15 protein-coding genes are annotated in these 18,437 nt (G+C 68.0%); 14 read left to right on the forward strand and 1 reads right to left on the reverse strand.

Translation table 11 applies throughout. The annotated features are described in order from the left end of the window. The first annotated feature begins 92 nt into the window (after window positions 1–92). The 8 genes from HMPREF2716_RS14545 to HMPREF2716_RS14580 all read left to right on the forward strand — a co-directional run bounded on the left by HMPREF2716_RS14545 (window position 93) and on the right by HMPREF2716_RS14580 (window position 10,478). Window positions 93–3,698 carry a DUF2339 domain-containing protein gene (locus HMPREF2716_RS14545; RefSeq protein ID WP_043494522.1) on the forward strand — a complete coding sequence of 1,202 codons (3,606 nt, stop codon included), beginning with the start codon at window positions 93–95 and terminating at the stop codon, window positions 3,696–3,698. Beyond that, entirely contained in the window at window positions 3,695–5,089 is a 1,395-nt protein-coding gene (locus HMPREF2716_RS14550) for a DUF3999 domain-containing protein (RefSeq protein WP_003162193.1), read from the forward strand. Before HMPREF2716_RS14545 ends, HMPREF2716_RS14550 begins: the two co-directional genes overlap by 4 nt. A 108-nt stretch (window positions 5,090–5,197) precedes the next feature. Next, the gene (estA, locus tag HMPREF2716_RS14555; protein WP_023119125.1) at window positions 5,198–7,138 is read left to right on the forward strand and encodes an esterase EstA; all 1,941 of its coding nucleotides are present in this window, start codon (window positions 5,198–5,200) and stop codon (window positions 7,136–7,138) included. A gap of 156 nt (window positions 7,139–7,294) precedes the next feature. Further along, entirely contained in the window at window positions 7,295–7,825 is a 531-nt protein-coding gene (gene gloA, locus HMPREF2716_RS14560) for a lactoylglutathione lyase (RefSeq protein WP_003101793.1), read from the forward strand. 139 nt (window positions 7,826–7,964) lie between these two features. Next, complete coding sequence (locus tag HMPREF2716_RS14565) at window positions 7,965–8,975, forward strand: class 1 fructose-bisphosphatase (protein ID WP_003095990.1); 1,011 nt, start codon at window positions 7,965–7,967, stop codon at window positions 8,973–8,975. A 4-nt stretch (window positions 8,976–8,979) separates the two neighbouring features. Next, complete coding sequence (locus HMPREF2716_RS14570; protein WP_003101790.1) at window positions 8,980–9,582, forward strand: DUF924 family protein; 603 nt, start codon at window positions 8,980–8,982, stop codon at window positions 9,580–9,582. 72 nt (window positions 9,583–9,654) lie between these two features. After that, window positions 9,655–9,912 (forward strand): outer membrane protein assembly factor BamE domain-containing protein, encoded by a 258-nt coding sequence (gene bamE / locus HMPREF2716_RS14575; protein WP_003095983.1) that lies wholly within the window; start codon window positions 9,655–9,657, stop codon window positions 9,910–9,912. Continuing rightward, window positions 9,909–10,478, forward strand: a complete 570-nt coding sequence (locus HMPREF2716_RS14580; protein ID WP_003095980.1) for a lipocalin family protein — start codon at window positions 9,909–9,911, stop codon at window positions 10,476–10,478. Before bamE ends, HMPREF2716_RS14580 begins: the two co-directional genes overlap by 4 nt. 142 nt (window positions 10,479–10,620) lie before the next feature. Here HMPREF2716_RS14580 and HMPREF2716_RS14585 read toward each other — a convergent pair whose 3' ends face one another. Next, complete coding sequence (locus tag HMPREF2716_RS14585) at window positions 10,621–11,982, reverse strand: formimidoylglutamate deiminase (RefSeq protein ID WP_023518171.1); 1,362 nt, start codon at window positions 11,980–11,982, stop codon at window positions 10,621–10,623. A gap of 100 nt (window positions 11,983–12,082) precedes the next feature. On the opposite strand from HMPREF2716_RS14585, the gene hutC reads away from it, so the two are divergent. From hutC to hutU, 6 genes are all read left to right on the forward strand, one after another. Next, a complete protein-coding gene (gene hutC, locus HMPREF2716_RS14590) occupies window positions 12,083–12,835 on the forward strand; it encodes a histidine utilization repressor (protein ID WP_003095970.1) in 753 nt (250 codons plus the stop codon). Next, the gene (locus HMPREF2716_RS14595; RefSeq protein ID WP_003162196.1) at window positions 12,832–13,422 is read left to right on the forward strand and encodes a HutD/Ves family protein; all 591 of its coding nucleotides are present in this window, start codon (window positions 12,832–12,834) and stop codon (window positions 13,420–13,422) included. The genes hutC and HMPREF2716_RS14595 overlap by 4 nt, the downstream gene beginning before the upstream one ends. Window positions 13,423–13,563: 141 nt before the next feature. Beyond that, window positions 13,564–14,586: an ABC transporter substrate-binding protein gene (locus HMPREF2716_RS14600; RefSeq protein WP_003101766.1), complete on the forward strand. Its 1,023-nt coding sequence runs from the start codon at window positions 13,564–13,566 to the stop codon at window positions 14,584–14,586. A gap of 15 nt (window positions 14,587–14,601) precedes the next feature. Then, window positions 14,602–15,540: a fatty acid desaturase gene (locus HMPREF2716_RS14605; RefSeq protein WP_003101765.1), complete on the forward strand. Its 939-nt coding sequence runs from the start codon at window positions 14,602–14,604 to the stop codon at window positions 15,538–15,540. Between the two features lie 18 nt (window positions 15,541–15,558). Beyond that, on the forward strand, window positions 15,559–16,356 hold the full coding sequence (locus HMPREF2716_RS14610) for a phosphate/phosphite/phosphonate ABC transporter substrate-binding protein (protein ID WP_004352471.1): 798 nt from the start codon (window positions 15,559–15,561) through the stop codon (window positions 16,354–16,356). 325 nt (window positions 16,357–16,681) lie between these two features. Next, complete coding sequence (gene hutU, locus HMPREF2716_RS14615) at window positions 16,682–18,361, forward strand: urocanate hydratase (RefSeq protein WP_003095958.1); 1,680 nt, start codon at window positions 16,682–16,684, stop codon at window positions 18,359–18,361. The last annotated feature ends 76 nt before the right edge of the window (window positions 18,362–18,437 follow it).

Below are 18,437 nucleotides of genomic sequence, written 5' to 3' on the forward strand. Positions count from 1 at the left end.
GGCTGTATACTCCCGGGGCGGGTTCCGCTCTGGCAGGATGGCCAGGGCAGGTATCAGTGGATCGTGGTACCTCTTGATCAAGGATTCGACGCATGCAATGGATTTTCATGCTGGTGGGCCTGGTCCTCGGCGGCTTCGCCGGGGAATCGCTGGTCGGCGCCCTCCTCGGCGGCCTTTCCGGCCTGGCCCTGGGACAGGCCGTCTCGCTGCAGAACCTGGCGCAACAGAACGAGCGCCTGCGCAAGCAGATGAGCGAATTCGCCGAACGCTTCGAGCGCGGCACCGAGGTCATCCACCAGCGCTTGCTGCGCGTGGAGCGCCAGGCGCAGGACCTTCCCGAAAGCGTTCCCGAGCCGGCCGCCGGCATCGACCAGCCGCTCGCAGACACGCCTCCCGCTCCTCCCGCCGAGGTTGCCCCGCCGCTGGACTGGGACATCGAGCTGCCGGCCGTCGAGGCTGCGCCGCCTCCGCCTCGTCCCCCCGAACCCGTCCAGCCCATCGAGCGTCAGCCGGCGTTCCAGCCTGACGCCCAGCCAGCGCCGCGCCGTGCCGCCCCTCCAGCGCCTCCACGCGAACCCTCGCTGGTCGAGCGTGGCTTCGCCGCGGCCAAGGGCTGGCTGTTCGGCGGCAACACGGTATTGCGCATCGGCGTGGTGCTGCTGTTCATCGGCCTGGCCTTCCTCCTGCGCTATGCCTCGGAACGGGTGGCGGTGCCGGTGGAGTACCGCTACGCCGGGGTGGCGCTGGCAGCGATGGCGCTGCTCGGCGTCGGCTGGTGGTTGCGCGAGCGGCGCGCCGCCTACGGCCTGATCCTGCAAGGCACCGGTATCGCGGTGCTGTACCTGACCATCTTCGCCGCCATGCGCCTGCATCCGCTGATCTCTCCCGGCGCGGCGCTGGCCCTGCTGGTGGTGGTGACGATCTGCTCGGCGATCCTCGCCGTGCTGCAGAACGCCATGGGCCTGGCGGTGGTGGCGGCGCTCGGCGGCTTCGCCGCGCCGATCCTGACCTCCACCGGCAGCGGCAACCATGTAGCGCTGTTCAGCTACTTCGCCCTGCTCAACGCCGGCATCTTCGCCATCGCCTGGTTCCGCGCCTGGCGGCCGCTCAACCTGGTCGGCTTCGTCGGCACCTTCGGCATCGGCTTCGCCTGGGGACTGCGCTCCTATACACCGGAGCTGTTCGCCAGCACCGAGCCGTTCCTGGCCCTGTTCTTCCTGATGTACGTCGGGATCGGCCTGCTCTTCGCCCGCCGCAAGCTGCTGGAGGCCGCGCAGGCGCCTGCCGAGCGCGGCGAACTGCTGCGCTGGTCGGCGCGACAGGCCGACTACATCGACGCCACCGTGCTGTTCGGCCCGCCACTGGTGGGGTTCGGCCTGCAATGCGCGGTGATCGGCCACATCGACTTCGGCATGGCCTTCAGTGCCCTGGCCCTGGGGCTCTTCTACATGGTCCTGGCGCGGGTGCTGCGCGGCCATGCTTCGGCCGGACGCACCAGCCTGCTGGTGGAAATCTGCCTGGCGCTGGGGGTGGTCTTCGGCACCCTGGCCATTCCGCTCGGCCTGGACGCGCGCTGGACCTCGGCCGCCTGGGCCGTCGAGGGCGCCGGCATCTACTGGCTCGGCCTGCACCAGCAACGCCGCCTGGCGCGGCTCTTCGCCCTGCTGTTGCAGGGCGGTGCGGCGTTGGCCTACCTGAATGGCGTGCGCCCGGGTGAGACGACGTTGCTGGAGGGTTCGCCGCTGGGCGCGCTGATGCTCGGTGCGGCGGCGCTGTTCAGCTTCTGGCAGCTGCGTCGCGCGCCGGCGAAAGCGCTGGCCGACTGGGAGCCGGCCTGCCGGCCGTTGCTGGCGGCCGCCGGCCTGGCCTTCCTCTACCTGGTCGCACCGCTCTGCCTGGCCGTCGACAGCACCGCCATCGCCTGGGCCGTGGCCGGCCTGGCGAGCTTGTTCGCCGGCTTGCGCCTGGGCTCGCGTACCTTCCTGTTCTGCGCCTTCGCCGTGCAACTGCTGGGCGGTGCGCTGTTCCTCCTGCATTTGCAGGGCGGCGATGGCCAGGGTGGGGTATTCGACTCGGGCTGGCGTGGCTTGATGACCGCCTCGCTGATTGGCCTGGCGCTGATCGGCGGCATGCTGCTGGCGGCGCGCGACCCGCTGGTGAAGGACGACAGTCGGCTGCTCATGGGCTTGAGCCTGGTGCTGCTGGCCGGTCTGGCGTTCGTCAACCTGGCAGTGCTGTTCGTCCTGCCTTGGCGCAGCGCCAGCGCGGTATGGGCCGGTAGCGGGCTGCTGATCATCTGGCTGAGCCTGGTGCTGCGCCAGCGCCTGAGCTTCTACTTCGGCCTCGCCTTGCAGGTAGTGGGCGGCCTGGCGTTCCTCCTCGCCGGGCCGTCGCTGTTCGGCTCGCTGAGCGGCGAAGGCCTGCGGCCCCTGGCCCATTCCGGGTTCTGGACGCCGGCAGTGCTGGCCCTGGCGGCGCTGGTCGGCGCCTGGCGGCTGCGCCGCGCCGGCGAGCGCGAGCGGGCGCTGGGTATCGGTACCCTCGGCCTGGCCGAGCTGTCGCACTTGCTGCTGCTCTGGGGAGCCGGCTGGTGGGCGCTGACCGCGCTGTGCGAAACCGTCCGCTTCGTGCCTTATGGCCTGCGCGAGCATGCGTTGCTGCTGGTGGCCGCGGCGACAGTGGCGTCGTGGATGCTGCTGGCGCTGCGCGAGCGCTGGCGCGAACTGGCCCTGCTGTGCCTGGCGCTGGTCCCGGTGGCGCTGTTGGCCCTGGCCAGTGCCTGGCGTTTCGATTACCAGCCGTTCGGCGAATTCGGCTGGCTGGCCTGGCCGCTGCTGTTCGCCACGCACCTGCTGTCGCTGCGACGCCTTGCCCCGTTGCTGCCGGCGAAGGCCCTGAGCGTTGCCCATGTGCTCGGTTGCTGGCTGTTGCTAGGGGTGCTGGCGCTGGAGCTGCGCTACCTGTTCGCCCTGCTCGCCGAACAGTACAACGCCTGGCGTTGGCTGGGCTGGGCGTTGGTCCCGAGCGCCTACCTGCTGCTGGTGGCTGGCGGGCGGAGCCTGCCCTGGCCGCTGCGCGACTTCCCGCGGGAGTATCGGCTGCTCGCCGCTGCGCCGGTGGCGCTGTTGCTGCTCGGCTGGTTCTGGAGCGCCAACCTGCTCAGCGACGGCGCTGCCGAGCCGCTGCCTTACCTGCCGCTGGCCAACCCGCTGGAACTGGGGCTGCTGATCGTGCTGTTCGCCCTCTACCGCTGGAGCGACGCCAGCCTGGCCTCGCTCGTCGATGGCAATGCCAGCGCGCGCCTGGGGCGCCAGGCGTTGGCCGGCGCCTCGCTGTTCGCCCTGCTGACCCTGGCGGTGTGCCGCGCCGCGCACCACCTGGCCGGCGTACCGTTCCAGGCCGAGGCGCTGACCGCGTCGATGCTGGTGCAGGCGGGGCTGTCGCTGGTCTGGACGCTCTGTGCGCTGGGCCTGACCATCGCCGGTACCCGTCTCGGCCGGCGCGACCTGTGGATGGTCGGCGCGGCGCTGGTCGGCGTCGTGGTGGTCAAGCTGTTCTTCGTCGAGCTGGGCAACAGTGGCAGCCTGGAGCGAATCATCTCCTTCATCGGGGTCGGTGTCCTGTTGCTGGTCGTCGGCTACTTCTCACCCTTGCCTCCGCGTCGCGCCGAGGTCGCATCGGAGGCCGAGCAGCCATGACGCGCTCCTTTTCGTTCAGAACCGCCGGCCTGCTCCTGCTGGGCGCCTGCCTGTCCCTGCCGCTGTCGGCGAAGGAGTCTGCCGAAGGTTTCAGCCGCCAGGTGGCGCTGTCGCTGCAGGGCGAAGGTCCCTGGTATCGCCTGAGCATCCCGATGAGCGTGCAGTTGTCGGCTGCCCATGCCGACCTGCGCGACCTGCGGGTCTTCGATGCCGAAGGCGAGGCCTTGCCCTACGCCCTGGTGGCCGGCAGCGAGCGCCAGGCCAGCACGCCGCATGAGGCCGAGGTGCGGCTGTTCCCGTTGCGAGGCACGTCCGCCGCCGACGCGACGCAACCGAACCTGCGGGTGCAGCGCAACACCAGCGGCACCATAGTCGAGGTGCTGCCGGAAAACGCCGGGCCGGCTGCCGAGACTTTGCGCGGCTGGCTGATCGACGCGAGCGCGGTGACGTTTCCCCTGGAGCGCCTGCGGCTGGACTGGAGCAGCCCGGAGGAGGGCTTCCAGCGCTTCTCCGTGGAAGCCAGCGACGACCTCGAGCATTGGCAGGCCTGGGGTGACGGACAGATCGCCCGCTTGACCTTCAACGGCGAACGCATCGACGTCAGCGAGGTCAAGCTTCCCGGCCGCCAGGCCCGCTACCTGCGTCTGGCCTGGCCGGCCGGGGCAACCGCGGCAGACCTCCAAGGCGCCCGCCTGCAAGGCAGCACGCGGAGCACCGAGCCGGCGCCGATGATCTGGTCCGAGCCGCTGGCCGGGCGCCAGGCGGGGGACGGCGAGTACCGCTGGCAGTTGCCGCTGGCGTTGCCGTTGCAGCGGGTGCGGGTGTCCCTGGAGCAGGCGCTGACCCACACCATCGTCCCGGTGGAACTGTCCGGCCGTGATCGTACGGAGAACGCTTCGCCGCGCCGGGAGGCCGCCTGGAGCAGCCTGGCACGCGGGGTTCTCTACCGGCTGCCGATCGACGGCCGCAACGTACGGCAGAACGAGCTGGAACTGCCGGGCTGGGCGGTGCGCGAGCTGCGTCTGCAGGTGGACCAACGAGGTACCGGCCTGGGCCCGGAGGTCCCGTCCCTGAGTGTCGGCTTGCCGGCCAGCGAACTGGTGTTCCTGGTGCGCGGCAGCCCGCCGTACCGGCTGGCGTTCGGCAAGCCCGGCGCGCAGTCGGCGGCGCTGCCGCTCGGCGTACTGATTCCCGGCTATACCGAGAGCAAGCGCGCCACCCTGGGTAGCGCCAGCCTGGGCGAACCGCTGGAGGTGGCCATGGCGGCCGCGGCGCCGGCACCGGGTAGCGACTGGAAGAAGATCGGCCTGTGGGCGGTACTTCTGCTGGGGGTCGCTCTGCTGGTAATAATGGCAATGAGCCTGCTGCGTTCCTCGCCGAACAAGCCATGAGCCGGTTCCGCGCTATGCTGTTCGGCTGAGGAGGCTTTACGACGGGCCCCGGGGCGCATGCCGACGACGCGGCGGCCCGACAATAAAAACAAATCACGGAGTAAGAGAATGATCAGAATGGCGCTCAAGCCACTGGTAGCGGCCTGCCTGCTGGCTTCGCTGTCCACCGCCCCGCAGGCTGCTCCTTCGCCCTATTCGACGCTGGTGGTGTTCGGCGACAGCCTCAGCGATGCCGGGCAGTTCCCCGATCCTGCCGGCCCCGCCGGAAGCACCTCGCGTTTCACCAACCGGGTCGGCCCGACCTACCAGAACGGCAGCGGCGAGATCTTCGGACCGACCGCGCCCATGCTGCTCGGCAATCAGCTCGGCATCGCCCCGGGCGACCTGGCTGCCTCGACCTCGCCGGTCAACGCCCAGCAGGGCATCGCCGACGGCAACAACTGGGCGGTGGGCGGCTACCGGACCGACCAGATCTACGACTCGATCACCGCGGCCAACGGCTCGCTGATCGAGCGCGACAATACCCTCCTGCGCAGCCGCGATGGCTACCTGGTGGACCGTGCCCGCCAGGGCCTGGGTGCCGATCCGAACGCGTTGTACTACATCACCGGCGGCGGCAACGACTTCCTCCAGGGGCGCATCCTCAACGACCTCCAGGCACAACAGGCCGCCGGTCGCCTGGTGGATAGCGTGCAGGCCCTGCAGCAGGCCGGCGCGCGCTACATCGTGGTCTGGCTGTTGCCCGACCTGGGCCTGACCCCGGCTACCTTCGGTGGTCCCTTGCAGCCTTTCGCCAGCCAACTCAGCGGCACGTTCAACGCCGAGCTGACCGCCCAGTTGAGCCAGGCCGGCGCCAACGTCATTCCGTTGAACATCCCGCTGCTGCTCAAGGAAGGCATGGCCAACCCGGCTTCCTTCGGCCTGGCCGCCGACCAGAACCTGATCGGCACCTGTTTCAGCGGCAACGGCTGTACCATGAACCCGACCTACGGGATCAACGGCAGCACGCCCGACCCGAGCAAACTGCTGTTCAATGACAGCGTGCACCCGACCATCACCGGCCAGCGCCTGATCGCCGACTACACCTATTCGCTGCTGTCGGCGCCCTGGGAGTTGACCCTGCTGCCGGAAATGGCCCACGGCACCCTGCGTGCCTACCAGGACGAACTGCGCAGCCAGTGGCAGGCGGACTGGGAGAACTGGCAGAACGTCGGCCAGTGGCGCGGCTTCGTCGGCGGCGGTGGCCAGCGCCTGGACTTCGACTCCCAGGACAGCGCCGCCAGCGGCGACGGCAATGGCTACAACCTGACCCTTGGCGGCAGCTACCGCATCGACGGGGCCTGGCGCGCCGGGGTCGCCGCCGGTTTCTACCGGCAGAAGCTGGAAGCCGGCGCCAAGGATTCCGACTACCGGATGAACAGCTACATGGCCAGCGCCTTCGTGCAGTACCAGGAAAACCGCTGGTGGGCCGACGCGGCGTTGACCGGCGGCTACCTCGACTACGACGACCTGAAGCGCAAGTTCGCCCTGGGCGGCGGCGAGCGCAGCGAGAAAGGCGACACCAACGGCCACCTGTGGGCGTTCAGCGCGCGCCTGGGCTACGACATCGCCCAGCAGGCCGACAGTCCCTGGCACCTGTCGCCGTTCGTCAGCGCCGACTATGCACGGGTCGAGGTCGACGGCTATTCCGAGAAGGGCGCCAGCGCCACCGCGCTCGACTACGACGACCAGAAGCGCAGCTCGAAGCGCCTGGGCGCCGGCCTGCAAGGCAAGTACGCGTTCGGCAGCGATACCCAGCTGTTCGCCGAGTACGCCCACGAACGCGAGTACGAGGACGACACCCAGGACCTCACCATGTCCCTCAACAGCCTGCCGGGCAATCGCTTTACCCTCGAAGGCTACACCCCGCAGGACCACCTCAACCGCGTCTCCCTCGGCTTCAGCCAGAAGCTGGCACCGGAGCTGTCGCTGCGCGGCGGCTACAACTGGCGCAAGGGCGAGGACGATACCCAGCAGAGCGTCAGCCTGGCGCTGAGCCTGGACTTCTGAGGTAGCGGCGACCGGCGCCCGGGCGGCGCCGGTCGCGTTTCTCGCCGACGGAACGAACGGCGCGCGCCGGCATCAAGAGAGTAGTACCCCGCTGTTACTCGCCGCCCGGTCGACCGCCATACACTGCCGATCCGTTTCGTTCGAGGGAATCGCCCGATGAGTTTCAACACCGAAGTACAGCCCGGCATCTGCATGGAGCCGGACGCCATCACCCAGGAATACGTGTTCAACCACACCATGTTGCGGGTCAAGGATCCGAAGCGCTCGCTCGACTTCTACTCGCGGGTGCTCGGCATGCGGCTGCTGCGTCGCCTGGATTTCGAGGAAGGCCGCTTCTCCCTGTATTTCCTCGCCATGACCCGTGGCGAAGAAGTGCCTGATGCGGTCGACGAGCGCCAGCGATATACCTTCGGGCGCCAGTCGGTCCTCGAGCTGACCCACAACTGGGGCAGCGAGAGCGACGACAGCCAGTACCACAACGGCAACCAGGACCCGCGCGGGTTCGGCCATATCTGTTTCTCGGTGCCCGACCTGGTGGCGGCTTGCGAGCGTTTCGAAACGCTCGGGGTGAACTTCGTCAAGCCGTTGGACCGAGGCATGAAGAACGTGGCCTTCATCAGCGATCCCGACGGCTACTGGGTGGAAATCGTCCAGGCCAGCCTGAACGGCGAGATGGGGCGCGGCTGACGACCGTCGATCGGTTGCGCGCCGCGGAAATGAACCGCGCCGCCGCCGCCGATCTCCAACCGGCGGTTGCGCGGAGTCAAGCGTGACCGCCAATTCCGCGTTAAACTGCGCGGGTTTTTTCCTCTCTCCGGAGCCATCCATGTCCCGCGTTACCCTGAGCCGCTATCTGATCGAGCAGACCCGCAGCCACAACACCCCGGCCGACCTGCGCTTCCTCATCGAGGTCGTGGCGCGTGCCTGCAAGGAAATCAGCCATGCGGTGTCCAAGGGCGCGCTGGGTGGCGTGCTCGGCAGCATGGGCACCGAGAACGTGCAGGGCGAGGTGCAGAAGAAGCTGGACGTGATGTCCAACGAGATCCTGCTGGAAGCCAACGAATGGGCCGGCAACCTGGCCGGCATGGCCTCCGAGGAGATGGACCACCCCTACCAGATTCCGGGGCGCTATCCGAAAGGCGCCTACCTGTTGGTCTTCGACCCGCTGGACGGCTCCAGCAACATCGACGTCAACGTCTCGGTCGGCACCATCTTCTCGGTGCTGCGCTGCCCCAACGAGTACCTGAACCAGAACGATACCCTGCGCGAGGAAGCCTTCCTCCAGCCGGGCACCACCCAGGTCGCCGCCGGCTACGCCATCTACGGCCCGCAGACCATGCTGATGCTGACCCTCGGCAATGGCGTCAAGGGCTTCACCCTGGATCGCGAGCTGGGCAGCTTCGTCCTCACCCACGACAACATCAGCGTGCCGGAAAGCACCGCCGAGTTCGCCATCAACATGTCCAACCAGCGCCACTGGGAAGCGCCGGTGAAACGCTACGTGGAAGAACTGCTGGCCGGCAAGGAAGGCCCGCTGGGCAAGAACTACAACATGCGCTGGATCGCCTCGATGGTCGCCGACGTCCACCGCATCCTGACCCGTGGCGGCGTCTTCATGTACCCGCGCGACGCCCGCGAGCCGGAGAAGCCCGGCAAGCTGCGCCTGATGTACGAAGCCAACCCGATGTCGTTCATCATCGAGCAGGCCGGCGGCGCCGCCACCAACGGCACCCAGCGCATCCTCGACATCAAGCCGGAGAACCTGCACCAGCGTGTCGCGGTGTTCCTCGGCTCGAAGCAGGAAGTCGAGCGCATCACCGGCTACCACGCGGAGTAGGCCGATGAGCGCGCCCTGGGAGACCTTGCTCGACTGGTGGTTCGGCACCTCCAGCGATGCCGCCGAGGTGGTTGCCCAGCGCAACGGCCTGTGGTTCGGCAAGAACGTCTGCCAGGACGCCGATGCCGGCGGCCGTTTCGGCGACCTGGTGAACCAGGCGCTGGACGGCGGCTTGCAGGAGTGGACGGCCGAGGCCGATGGCTGGCTGGCGCTGATCCTGTTGCTCGACCAGTTGCCGCGGATGATCTACCGCGACACGCCGCGCGCCTACGCCGGCGACGCCCGGGCGCAACGGGTGGTGCGCGAGGGCCTGGAAAAAGGCTTCGACCGCCAGTTGCCGCCGGTGCGCCGGGTGTTCGCCTACCTGGTCCTGGAGCACGCCGAGGACCTGCCCAGCCAGGAGCGGGCGGTAGCCTGCTTCCGCGACCTGCGCGATCAGGTCGGTGGCAGCGTGCGCAAGCCCTTCGACGATTTCTACGACTATGCCGAGCGGCATCATGCGGTAGTCGCCCGCTTCGGTCGCTTTCCCCATCGCAACGCCATTCTCGGCCGCCCCTCCAGCGAGGAGGAGACGGCGTTCCTCAGGGAACCCGGTTCGCGTTTCTGACTCCAAGGCTCCGGATTTCCCCCGCGTGTGCCAAGCTGTAGGGCAGCGCTTCCCCCGAACAAGGAGTTCCTCATGGCGTCGTTCCGTACCCTGGCCGTGGTCGCTTTCTGCGTCGTCCTGGCCGCCTGCAGCAAGATCAACCAGGAAAACTATTCCAAGCTCAAGGCCGGCATGAGCAAGGCCGAGGTCGAGGCGATCCTCGGCAAGCCCACCGAGTGCTCCGGCGCGCTGGGCATGTCCAGTTGCACCTGGGGCGACGAGAAGGCTTTCATCAGCGTGCAGTACGCGGCCGACAAGGCGCTGCTCTTCTCCGGCCAGGGGCTCAAGTGATCGGTCTGCCGATCCGGGTGCTCTGCACCCTGTGGCTGGGCTTGCTGCTGGTCGGTTGCGCGGGCTCGCCGAAGAATCCGCCGGCCACCGAGCAGGTCGACCTCCAGCGCTACCAGGGCACCTGGTACGAACTGGCGCGCTTGCCGATGTTCTTCCAGCGCAACTGCGCGCAATCGGAGGCGCATTACCGCTTGCAGGAAGACCAGAGCATCCAGGTGATCAATCGCTGCCTGACCCTGGATGGCGACTGGGAGCAGGTGGAGGGGCGGGCAGTCGCCCAGCAACCGGGTCGCACCGACAAGTTGTGGGTGCGCTTCGACAACTGGTTCGCCAATCTCTTCCCCAACGTGGCGCGCGGCGACTATTGGGTGCTGGCGGTGGACGACGACTACCGTACCGCGCTGGTGGGCAATCCGAACCGTGAATACCTGTGGCTGCTGTCGCGTACCCCGCAGGTTTCGCAGCAGACCCGCGAGCGTCTGCTGGAAGAAGCGCGCAGCCGCGGTTACGCGGTGGACGAGCTGATCTGGCGGGTACCCGACGGCCAGTTGAAGCGGAGCCAGTGAAGGAACGCCCCGCCGGGGCGTTTTTTCTTTCCAGCGCCGTTCACGCCTGGCGGCTGGCGTGGGAAGTATCGGCGTTTAGCGCCCGACGGCTCGAACGAGTGGGGCGGATAAGCGCAACGCGGTTGTCCGCCGCTGTGCAGGGTCAGTCGAGCAGTTCCCCCAGCACCTGGACGAATGCCCGTGCGCTGCGCTCTTCCCCTGCATGCCGGCCGTCGCGCACCACCCATCTGCCGGCCACCATCACGTCGCGCACCTGGCGGTCGCCGCCGGCGAACAGCCAGCGGTTGAGCAGGGCGTCGCCCTCGGCGCTGGCCAGGTAGGGGTCGTTGCCGTCGAGCACCAGCAGGTCGGCGCGACGGCCCACGGCGAGACTACCGATCGGCTGCCCAAGGGCCTGGGCGCCGCCAGCCAGAGCAGCGTCGTAGAGCGTGCGGCCGATCATCGGCTGGTCGTCGCGGTACAGCCGGTTGCGTTTCCGGTCGCGCAGGCGCTGGCCGTATTCCAGCCAGCGGAGTTCCTCGACCACGCTGAGCGAGACGTGGCTGTCCGAGCCGATGCCCAGGCGCCCGCCCTGGGCGAGGAAGTCCGTCGCCGGGAAGATGCCGTCGCCGAGGTTGGCCTCGGTGCTCAGGCACAGGCCGGCCACCGCGCCGCTACGCGCCATCGCCGCCACCTCGGCGGGGTCGGCGTGGGTCGCATGGACCAGGCACCAGCGCTGGTCGACCGCGACGTTCTCGTACAGCCATTGCAACGGCCGGCGTCCGCTCCAGGCCAGGCAGTCGTCGACTTCCTTCTGCTGTTCGGCGATATGGATGTGGACCGGCAGGTCGTCGTGGCCGGCGGCGAGGACCGTGGCGATCTGCTGCGGAGTCACCGCGCGCAGGGAGTGGAAGCACAGGCCCAGGGAGTGGCCTGCCGCCTCCAGCGGCGCGCGCAGGCGCTGGAGCAGTTCCAGGTAGGCCTCGCTGCCATTGATGAAGCGCCGCTGGCCCTCGCTGGCCGGCTGGCCGCCGAAGCCTGCGTGGCTGTAAAGCACGGGAAGCAGGGTCAGGCCGATGCCGGCGGCGCTGGCGGCGCGGGAGATGCGCAGGGAAAGTTCGGCAGGGTCGGCGTAGGAGCGGCCGTCGAGGTCGTGATGGACGTAGTGGAATTCCGCCACCGCCGTGTAGCCGGCCTTGAGCATCTCGATATAGAGCTGGCGGGCGATGACCTCGATCTGTTCCGGCGACAGCCGAGCGACCATCCGGTACATCAGCTCGCGCCAGGTCCAGAAACTGTCGTTGGGATTGCCGGCGACTTCGGCGAGCCCGGCCATGGCGCGCTGGAACGCGTGCGAATGGAGGTTGGGCATCCCCGGCAGCACGGCGCCGCCGAGGCGTTCGGCGCCGTCGGCGTTGGCGTCGGGACGAATCCCGGCGAGGACTCCGTCCGCGGAAATCTCGAAACGGACATTTCGCGCCCAGCCTTCCGGCAGCAACGCACGTTCAGCGAAAATTGCGGACATAATCAGCTCACACGCAGTCTGTTTTATTTGTATATACATATACAGACGATTAAGCGGTGCGTAAACTCACTTCATCGACGCCTCGACAAGGAGTCTCTCCGTGACGTCCTCTTCCTCCGATCGTTCCCCGCTGGCCTCGCAACTCGGCGAGGTACCGGCGCCGCTCTACGCGCGGGTCAAGCAGATGATCGTCAGCCAGATCCAGTCGGGCGCCTGGCCGCCGCACCACCGGGTGCCGTCCGAGAGCGAACTGGTCAGCCAGCTCGGCTTCAGTCGCATGACCATCAATCGCGCCCTGCGCGAACTGACCAGCGACGGCCTGCTGGTGCGCATGCAGGGGGTAGGAACCTTCGTCGCCGAGCCCAAGGGCCAGTCGGCGCTGTTCGAGGTGCACAACATCGCCGACGAGATCGCGGCCCGCGGGCATCGCCATCGTTGCCAGGTGATCACCCTCGGCGAGGAGGTCGCCGGCCCCGAGCGCGCCCTGGCACTGGACGTGCGCGAAGGCCAGCGGGTGTTCCACTCGCTGATCGTGCACTACGAGAACGATATCCCGGTGCAGATCGAGGACCGCTACGTGAACGCCGCGGTGGCGCCGGACTACCTCAAGCAGGATTTCACCCGGCAAACGCCCTATGCCTACCTGACCCAGGTGGCGCCGCTCACCGAGGGCGAGCATGTGGTCGAGGCGATCCTCGCCGAGCCGGCCGAGTGCAAGCTGTTGCAGATCGAACGCGGCGAGCCGTGCCTGCTGATCCGCCGCCGCACCTGGTCCGGGCGTGTCGCGGTGACCGCCGCGCGGCTGCTGCACCCGGGTTCCCGCCACCGTCTGGAAGGACGTTTCAGCTCATGAGCGAATTCCGCATCCTGCGCGCCGTCGACTACCCGAGAATGCCGTGGAAGAACGGCGCCGGCTCCACCGAGGAGATCGCCCGCGACGGCGGCGACGGCCTGGACGGCTTCGGCTGGCGCCTGTCGATCGCCGATGTCGGCGAGTCCGGCGGCTTCTCCCGCTTCGCCGGTTACCAGCGGATCATCAGCGTGCTGGAGGGCGGCGGCATGCGCCTGCGGGTGGATGGCGCGGAATCCGCGCCGCTACGCGCCCGGCAGGCCTTCGCCTTTTCCGGCGACAGCGAGGTGCACTGCACCCTGCTCGATGGAGCTATCCGCGACTTCAACCTGATCTATGCGCCCCGGCGCCATCGCGCGCGCCTGCAATGGCTGCGGGTCGAGGGCGAGCTGGACTGGCACGGCACGGCGAGCACGCTGCTGCTGTTCGCCCAGCAGGACGGGGTAGCGATTTCCTTGCAAGGGCAACCTCGCGGGCAACTGGCTGCCCACGACTGCCTGTGCGCCGAGGGGCTGCAGGGCTTGCAGCATTGGCGCCTGACGGCCCACGAGCCGGCGTGGGTCTGTGCGGTGGAACTCGATTCGCTGTGATTCGCCGGCGCCGCCAGGAAAAAGCGTCTACACCGAAAGGGTAGGCGCTTTTGTCTATCCAAAGAATCAAACGTTATTAATCCAATATTTTTAATGCCTATATAGTTCCGCATGCCGTCCGACTCCAACCGGGAGACCCGCATGCCCCCGCTTCGCCAGATCCTCGCCGTCCTCGCCCTGGGCGCCAGCCTCGCCAGCCAGACCGCCGTCGCGGCGGAATGCCCGTACCCGGGCAAAGTGGTGTTCGCCGGGCTGAACTGGGAAAGCGGCATGTTCACCACCGACCTGTTGCGCTACGTACTGGAAAAAGGCTACGGCTGCGAGACCGACGCGCTGCCGGGCAATACCGTGACCATGGAAAACGCCCTGCGCCAGAACGATATCCAGGTCACCGGGGAGCAATGGGCCGGGCGTAGCCCGGTGTGGCGCGCGGCGGAGGAGGCGGGCGAGGTGTTCTCCGTCGGCGAGACGGTGAAGGGCGCCACCGAGGGCTGGTGGGTGCCGGAGTACCTGGTCAAGGGCGACCCGCAACGAGGCATCGAGGCGAAGGCGCCGGAGTTGAGGTCGGTCGCCGACCTGCCGCGCTACAAGGCGCTGTTCCGCGATCCCGAGGAGCCCGCCAAGGGGCGTTTCTACAACTGCCCGACCGGCTGGACCTGCGAGATCGTCAACAGCCAGAAGCTCAAGGCCTACAGGTTGCAGGACAGCTACACGAACTTCCGCACCGGCACCGGCCCGGCGCTGGATGCGGCGATCAGTGCGGCCTTCCGGCGCGGCGAGCCGGTGCTTTTCTACTATTGGTCGCCGACTCCGTTGATGGGCCGTTTCAAGCTGGTGCAACTGGAAGAGCCGCCGTTCAGCGAGAAGGCCTGGGCCACCCTGTCCGATCCGAAGAACCCCGACCCCATCGGTTCCCGCTCGTTGCCGGCGAAGATCACCATTGGCGTTTCCCGCGATTTCCATGACAAGGCGCCGGCGTTGGTCGAGCTGTTCCGCAAGGTCGAGATCCCCTTGCCGCTGTTCAACGAGCTGCTCGCCGACATGGCGCAGAATCATCGCGAGGTCGGCGAGGTGCGTGCGCAGTTTCTTCGCCAGCATCGCGAAATCTGGAGCCACTGGGTGCCGGCCGAAGTCGCCGCGCGCCTCGATACCTCCCTGAAGTAAGCCTCGCCAGCCTTCATGGCGCACTACCTGAGCGGGCGTCAGCGCACCCTGGTGCGGCGGCTCCAGGATACCTTCCAGGCGCGCAGCGAATGGCCGACCTGGCTGCTGATCGCCTGCCTGTACGGCGGTTGGGCATTGCTCGCCAGCCAGTATGAGCGCTGGGGTTGGCCGGTGCTGGCGGGACTGGTGCCGTTCGCCTCCCTCTACATGTCGTTGCAGCATGAGCTGATCCATGGCCACCCGACCCGCTGGCCGAGGTTCAACGCCATGCTCGGCTACCTGCCACTGGCCGTCTGGTATCCCTATCCGCTGTACCGTGACAGCCACTTGCGGCACCACCTCGACGAGCAACTGACCTACCCGGGGCTGGACCCCGAGAGTCGCTACGTCAGTCTGTCCGAATGGCCGCGCCTGGGCTCCTGGCGGCGGCGCTGGCTCTGCCTGGACAAGACCCTGCTCGGTCGCGCCACCCTCGGCCCGCTGCTGGCCCTGGCGGCGATGGCGCGCCTGGAAGGTTCGCGGTTGCGCCGGGGAGAGGGTGCCGCCTGGCGCCTGTGGGGCCTGCATGCCGTGCTGCTGGGCGGGTTGCTGGCCGGGCTTTGGCGCTGGGCGGGCATCCCGCCCTGGCTGTACCTGCCGGCGGTGGCCTATCCGGCCCTCGGCCTGAGCATGCTGCGCTCTTTCTACGAGCACCGTCCGGCCCGTGAGCCGGCGCAGCGCAGCGTGCTGGTCGACGCGGGGTGGCCGTGGCGGCTGCTGTTCCTCAACAACAACTTGCATCTGGTCCACCACGATCTGCCGGGCCTGCCCTGGTACCTGCTGCCGCGCGTGTATAGCGCAAGCCGCCGTGCCTACCGGCGACGCAGTGGCGATTTCCACCTGCCCGGCTATGGTCGTCTATGGCGGCGTCACGGTTGGCGGCCAGTGGATGCGCCGGTGCATCCCGAGCATTGAAGGCAGGCGGACGAGAGCATGATCGATACCCCGGTGGTGGCGGCGCTGGACATGTATGTCGAGCCGGACTGCGTCAGGCAGGCCGGCGCAACCTTCATCGGCGAGGTCTGCCGGCGCCTGGGCGTGCGCCGTTACGCGTCGGCCGCCACCGATCTGGCGGTGCAGTGGCGACAGCCTAACCTGTTGTTCGCGCAGACCTGCGGCTATCCGCTGATGACCCAGTTGCGCGGCCAGGTGGCGGTGCTCGCGGTGCCCAGCTACGACTTGCCCGATTGTGCTCCCGGCGAGCATTGCAGCCTGTTCGTCGCCGCCGAAGGACAGGCGCGCCAGCGCCTCGGCGACTTCCGCAATACCCGCCTGGCGCTCAACGACCACGACTCCAACAGCGGCATGAACCTGCTGCGCCATGCGCTGGCGCCGCTGGGGCGAGACTCGGCGTTCTTCGCCGAGGTGCACATCAGCGGCGGCCACCTGCGCAGCCTGGCGATGGTGGCCGCGGGTGAGGTCGAGCTGACCTCGGTGGATGCAGTGACCTTCGGCTACCTGCAACGCCACGCACCGGAGCGCCTGGCCGGCCTGCGCGTGCTCGGGCGCAGCGCGCCGAGCCCGGCCTTGCCGCTGATCACCTCGCTGCACTGGAGTGCGGCGCAACGCCGCGAGCTGTTCGAAGCGCTGAACCTGACGCTGATCGAGTGCCCGCACCTGGCCGCGACACTGGCGCTGAAAAGCTTCCTCCCGGCCGGCGAGGAGCATTACCGGATTCTCCTCGACTACGAGCGTCAGGCGCAGGGCTGGGGTTACCCGCAATTGCGCTGAACGGTGTTACCGAAGGCCCCAAACCGGTGCGCGCACGCTTCGATCACGTGCACCCAGGGCCGTTCCGGCAGGCTCCTTCTCCCGGGGGAGAGGCTACCTTCGCTAATTCTTAACTACAGAAAAATCAAAGGGTTGAATGAAATTCACGGGAATGTGGAGATATCTCCGGAGGGCGTGGCGGCAGAATTGGCCCTTCCTTTGCTTATACTTGTATGTACAAGCATAGATGTGTTCGGTAGACCCAGCCCGACCTCTGCTTCGTCCCCGAATTCAGGCGCACCCTCGCCGGTCGCCGCCCGTTGAACGCCACGCCCAGGAGCCTGCCGTGACCACCCCGAGCAAATTCCGCGATATTGAAATCCGCGCCCCGCGCGGCACTACGCTGACCGCCAAGAGCTGGCTGACCGAAGCGCCGCTGCGCATGCTGATGAACAACCTCGACCCGGAGGTCGCGGAGAACCCCAGGGAACTGGTGGTTTACGGCGGCATCGGCCGTGCCGCGCGCAACTGGGAGTGCTACGACAGGATCGTCGAGACCCTCAAGCAACTGAACGACGACGAGACCCTGCTGGTACAGTCCGGCAAGCCGGTCGGCGTGTTCAAGACCCACGCCAACGCGCCGCGGGTGCTGATCGCCAACTCCAACCTGGTGCCGCACTGGGCGACCTGGGAACACTTCAACGAACTGGACGCCAAGGGCCTGGCGATGTACGGCCAGATGACCGCCGGTTCGTGGATCTACATCGGCAGCCAGGGCATCGTCCAGGGCACCTACGAAACCTTCGTCGAGGCTGGCCGCCAGCATTACGACGGCAATCTCAAGGGCCGCTGGGTGCTTACCGCCGGCCTTGGCGGCATGGGCGGCGCCCAGCCGCTGGCGGCGACCCTGGCCGGCGCCTGTTCGCTGAACATCGAGTGCCAGCAGAGCCGCATCGACTTCCGCCTGCGCAGTCGCTACGTCGACGAGCAGGCCAAGGACCTGGACGACGCCCTGGCGCGGATCCAGCGCTACACCGCCGAAGGCAAGGCCATCTCCATCGCCCTGCTGGGCAATGCCGCCGAGATCCTTCCGGAACTGGTTCGCCGCGGCGTACGCCCGGACATGGTCACCGACCAGACCAGCGCCCACGATCCACTCAACGGCTACCTGCCGGCCGGCTGGAGCTGGGAAGAGTACCGCGACCGCGCGCAGACCGACCCGGCCGCCGTGGTCAAGGCCGCCAAGCAGTCCATGGCGGTACACGTGCGGGCCATGCTGGCGTTCCAGCAGCAGGGCGTGCCGACCTTCGACTATGGCAACAACATCCGCCAGATGGCCAAGGAAGAGGGGGTGGCCAATGCCTTCGATTTCCCCGGCTTCGTCCCGGCCTACATCCGCCCGCTGTTCTGTCGCGGCATCGGTCCGTTCCGCTGGGCCGCGCTGTCGGGCGACCCGCAGGACATCTACAAGACCGACGCCAAGGTCAAGCAACTGATCCCCGACGATGCCCACCTGCACCGTTGGCTGGACATGGCCCGCGAGCGCATCAGCTTCCAGGGCCTGCCGGCGCGCATCTGCTGGGTTGGCCTGGGGCTGCGCGCCAAGCTCGGCCTGGCCTTCAACGAGATGGTGCGCAGCGGCGAGCTGTCCGCGCCGATCGTCATCGGCCGCGACCACCTCGACTCCGGCTCGGTGGCCAGCCCCAACCGCGAGACCGAGGCCATGCAGGACGGCTCCGACGCGGTGTCCGACTGGCCGCTGCTGAATGCCCTGCTGAATACCGCCAGCGGCGCCACCTGGGTCTCGCTGCACCACGGCGGCGGCGTAGGCATGGGCTTCTCCCAGCACTCCGGGATGGTGATCGTCTGCGACGGTAGCGACGAGGCCGCCGAACGCATCGCCCGCGTGCTGACCAACGACCCGGGGACCGGGGTGATGCGGCACGCCGACGCCGGCTACCAGGTCGCCATCGATTGCGCGAAGGAGCAGGGCCTGAACCTGCCGATGATCACCGCCCAGCGCTGACCTCGGAAACCGCCTCCACGCCGGCGGGGCGTGGGGGCGGCCGCCCACTGTCCCGACCAGGCCACAACAAGAATGG

The organism is Pseudomonas sp. HMSC076A11 (genome assembly GCF_001810205.1).
Taxonomy (GTDB): domain Bacteria; phylum Pseudomonadota; class Gammaproteobacteria; order Pseudomonadales; family Pseudomonadaceae; genus Pseudomonas; species Pseudomonas aeruginosa.

Excerpts from the sequence above, each read along its gene's own strand:
- HMPREF2716_RS14545 (WP_043494522.1), top strand. The coding sequence starts at position 93 with ATGCAATGGATTTTCATGCTGGTGGGCCTGGTCCTCGGCGGCTTCGCC.
- HMPREF2716_RS14550 (WP_003162193.1), top strand. The coding sequence starts at position 3,695 with ATGACGCGCTCCTTTTCGTTCAGAACCGCCGGCCTGCTCCTGCTGGGC.
- estA (WP_023119125.1), top strand. The coding sequence starts at position 5,198 with ATGATCAGAATGGCGCTCAAGCCACTGGTAGCGGCCTGCCTGCTGGCT.
- gloA (WP_003101793.1), top strand. The coding sequence starts at position 7,295 with ATGAGTTTCAACACCGAAGTACAGCCCGGCATCTGCATGGAGCCGGAC.
- HMPREF2716_RS14565 (WP_003095990.1), top strand. The coding sequence starts at position 7,965 with ATGTCCCGCGTTACCCTGAGCCGCTATCTGATCGAGCAGACCCGCAGC.
- HMPREF2716_RS14570 (WP_003101790.1), top strand. The coding sequence starts at position 8,980 with ATGAGCGCGCCCTGGGAGACCTTGCTCGACTGGTGGTTCGGCACCTCC.
- bamE (WP_003095983.1), top strand. The coding sequence starts at position 9,655 with ATGGCGTCGTTCCGTACCCTGGCCGTGGTCGCTTTCTGCGTCGTCCTG.
- HMPREF2716_RS14585 (WP_023518171.1), bottom strand. The coding sequence starts at position 11,982 with ATGTCCGCAATTTTCGCTGAACGTGCGTTGCTGCCGGAAGGCTGGGCG.
- HMPREF2716_RS14595 (WP_003162196.1), top strand. The coding sequence starts at position 12,832 with ATGAGCGAATTCCGCATCCTGCGCGCCGTCGACTACCCGAGAATGCCG.
- HMPREF2716_RS14600 (WP_003101766.1), top strand. The coding sequence starts at position 13,564 with ATGCCCCCGCTTCGCCAGATCCTCGCCGTCCTCGCCCTGGGCGCCAGC.
- HMPREF2716_RS14605 (WP_003101765.1), top strand. The coding sequence starts at position 14,602 with ATGGCGCACTACCTGAGCGGGCGTCAGCGCACCCTGGTGCGGCGGCTC.
- HMPREF2716_RS14610 (WP_004352471.1), top strand. The coding sequence starts at position 15,559 with ATGATCGATACCCCGGTGGTGGCGGCGCTGGACATGTATGTCGAGCCG.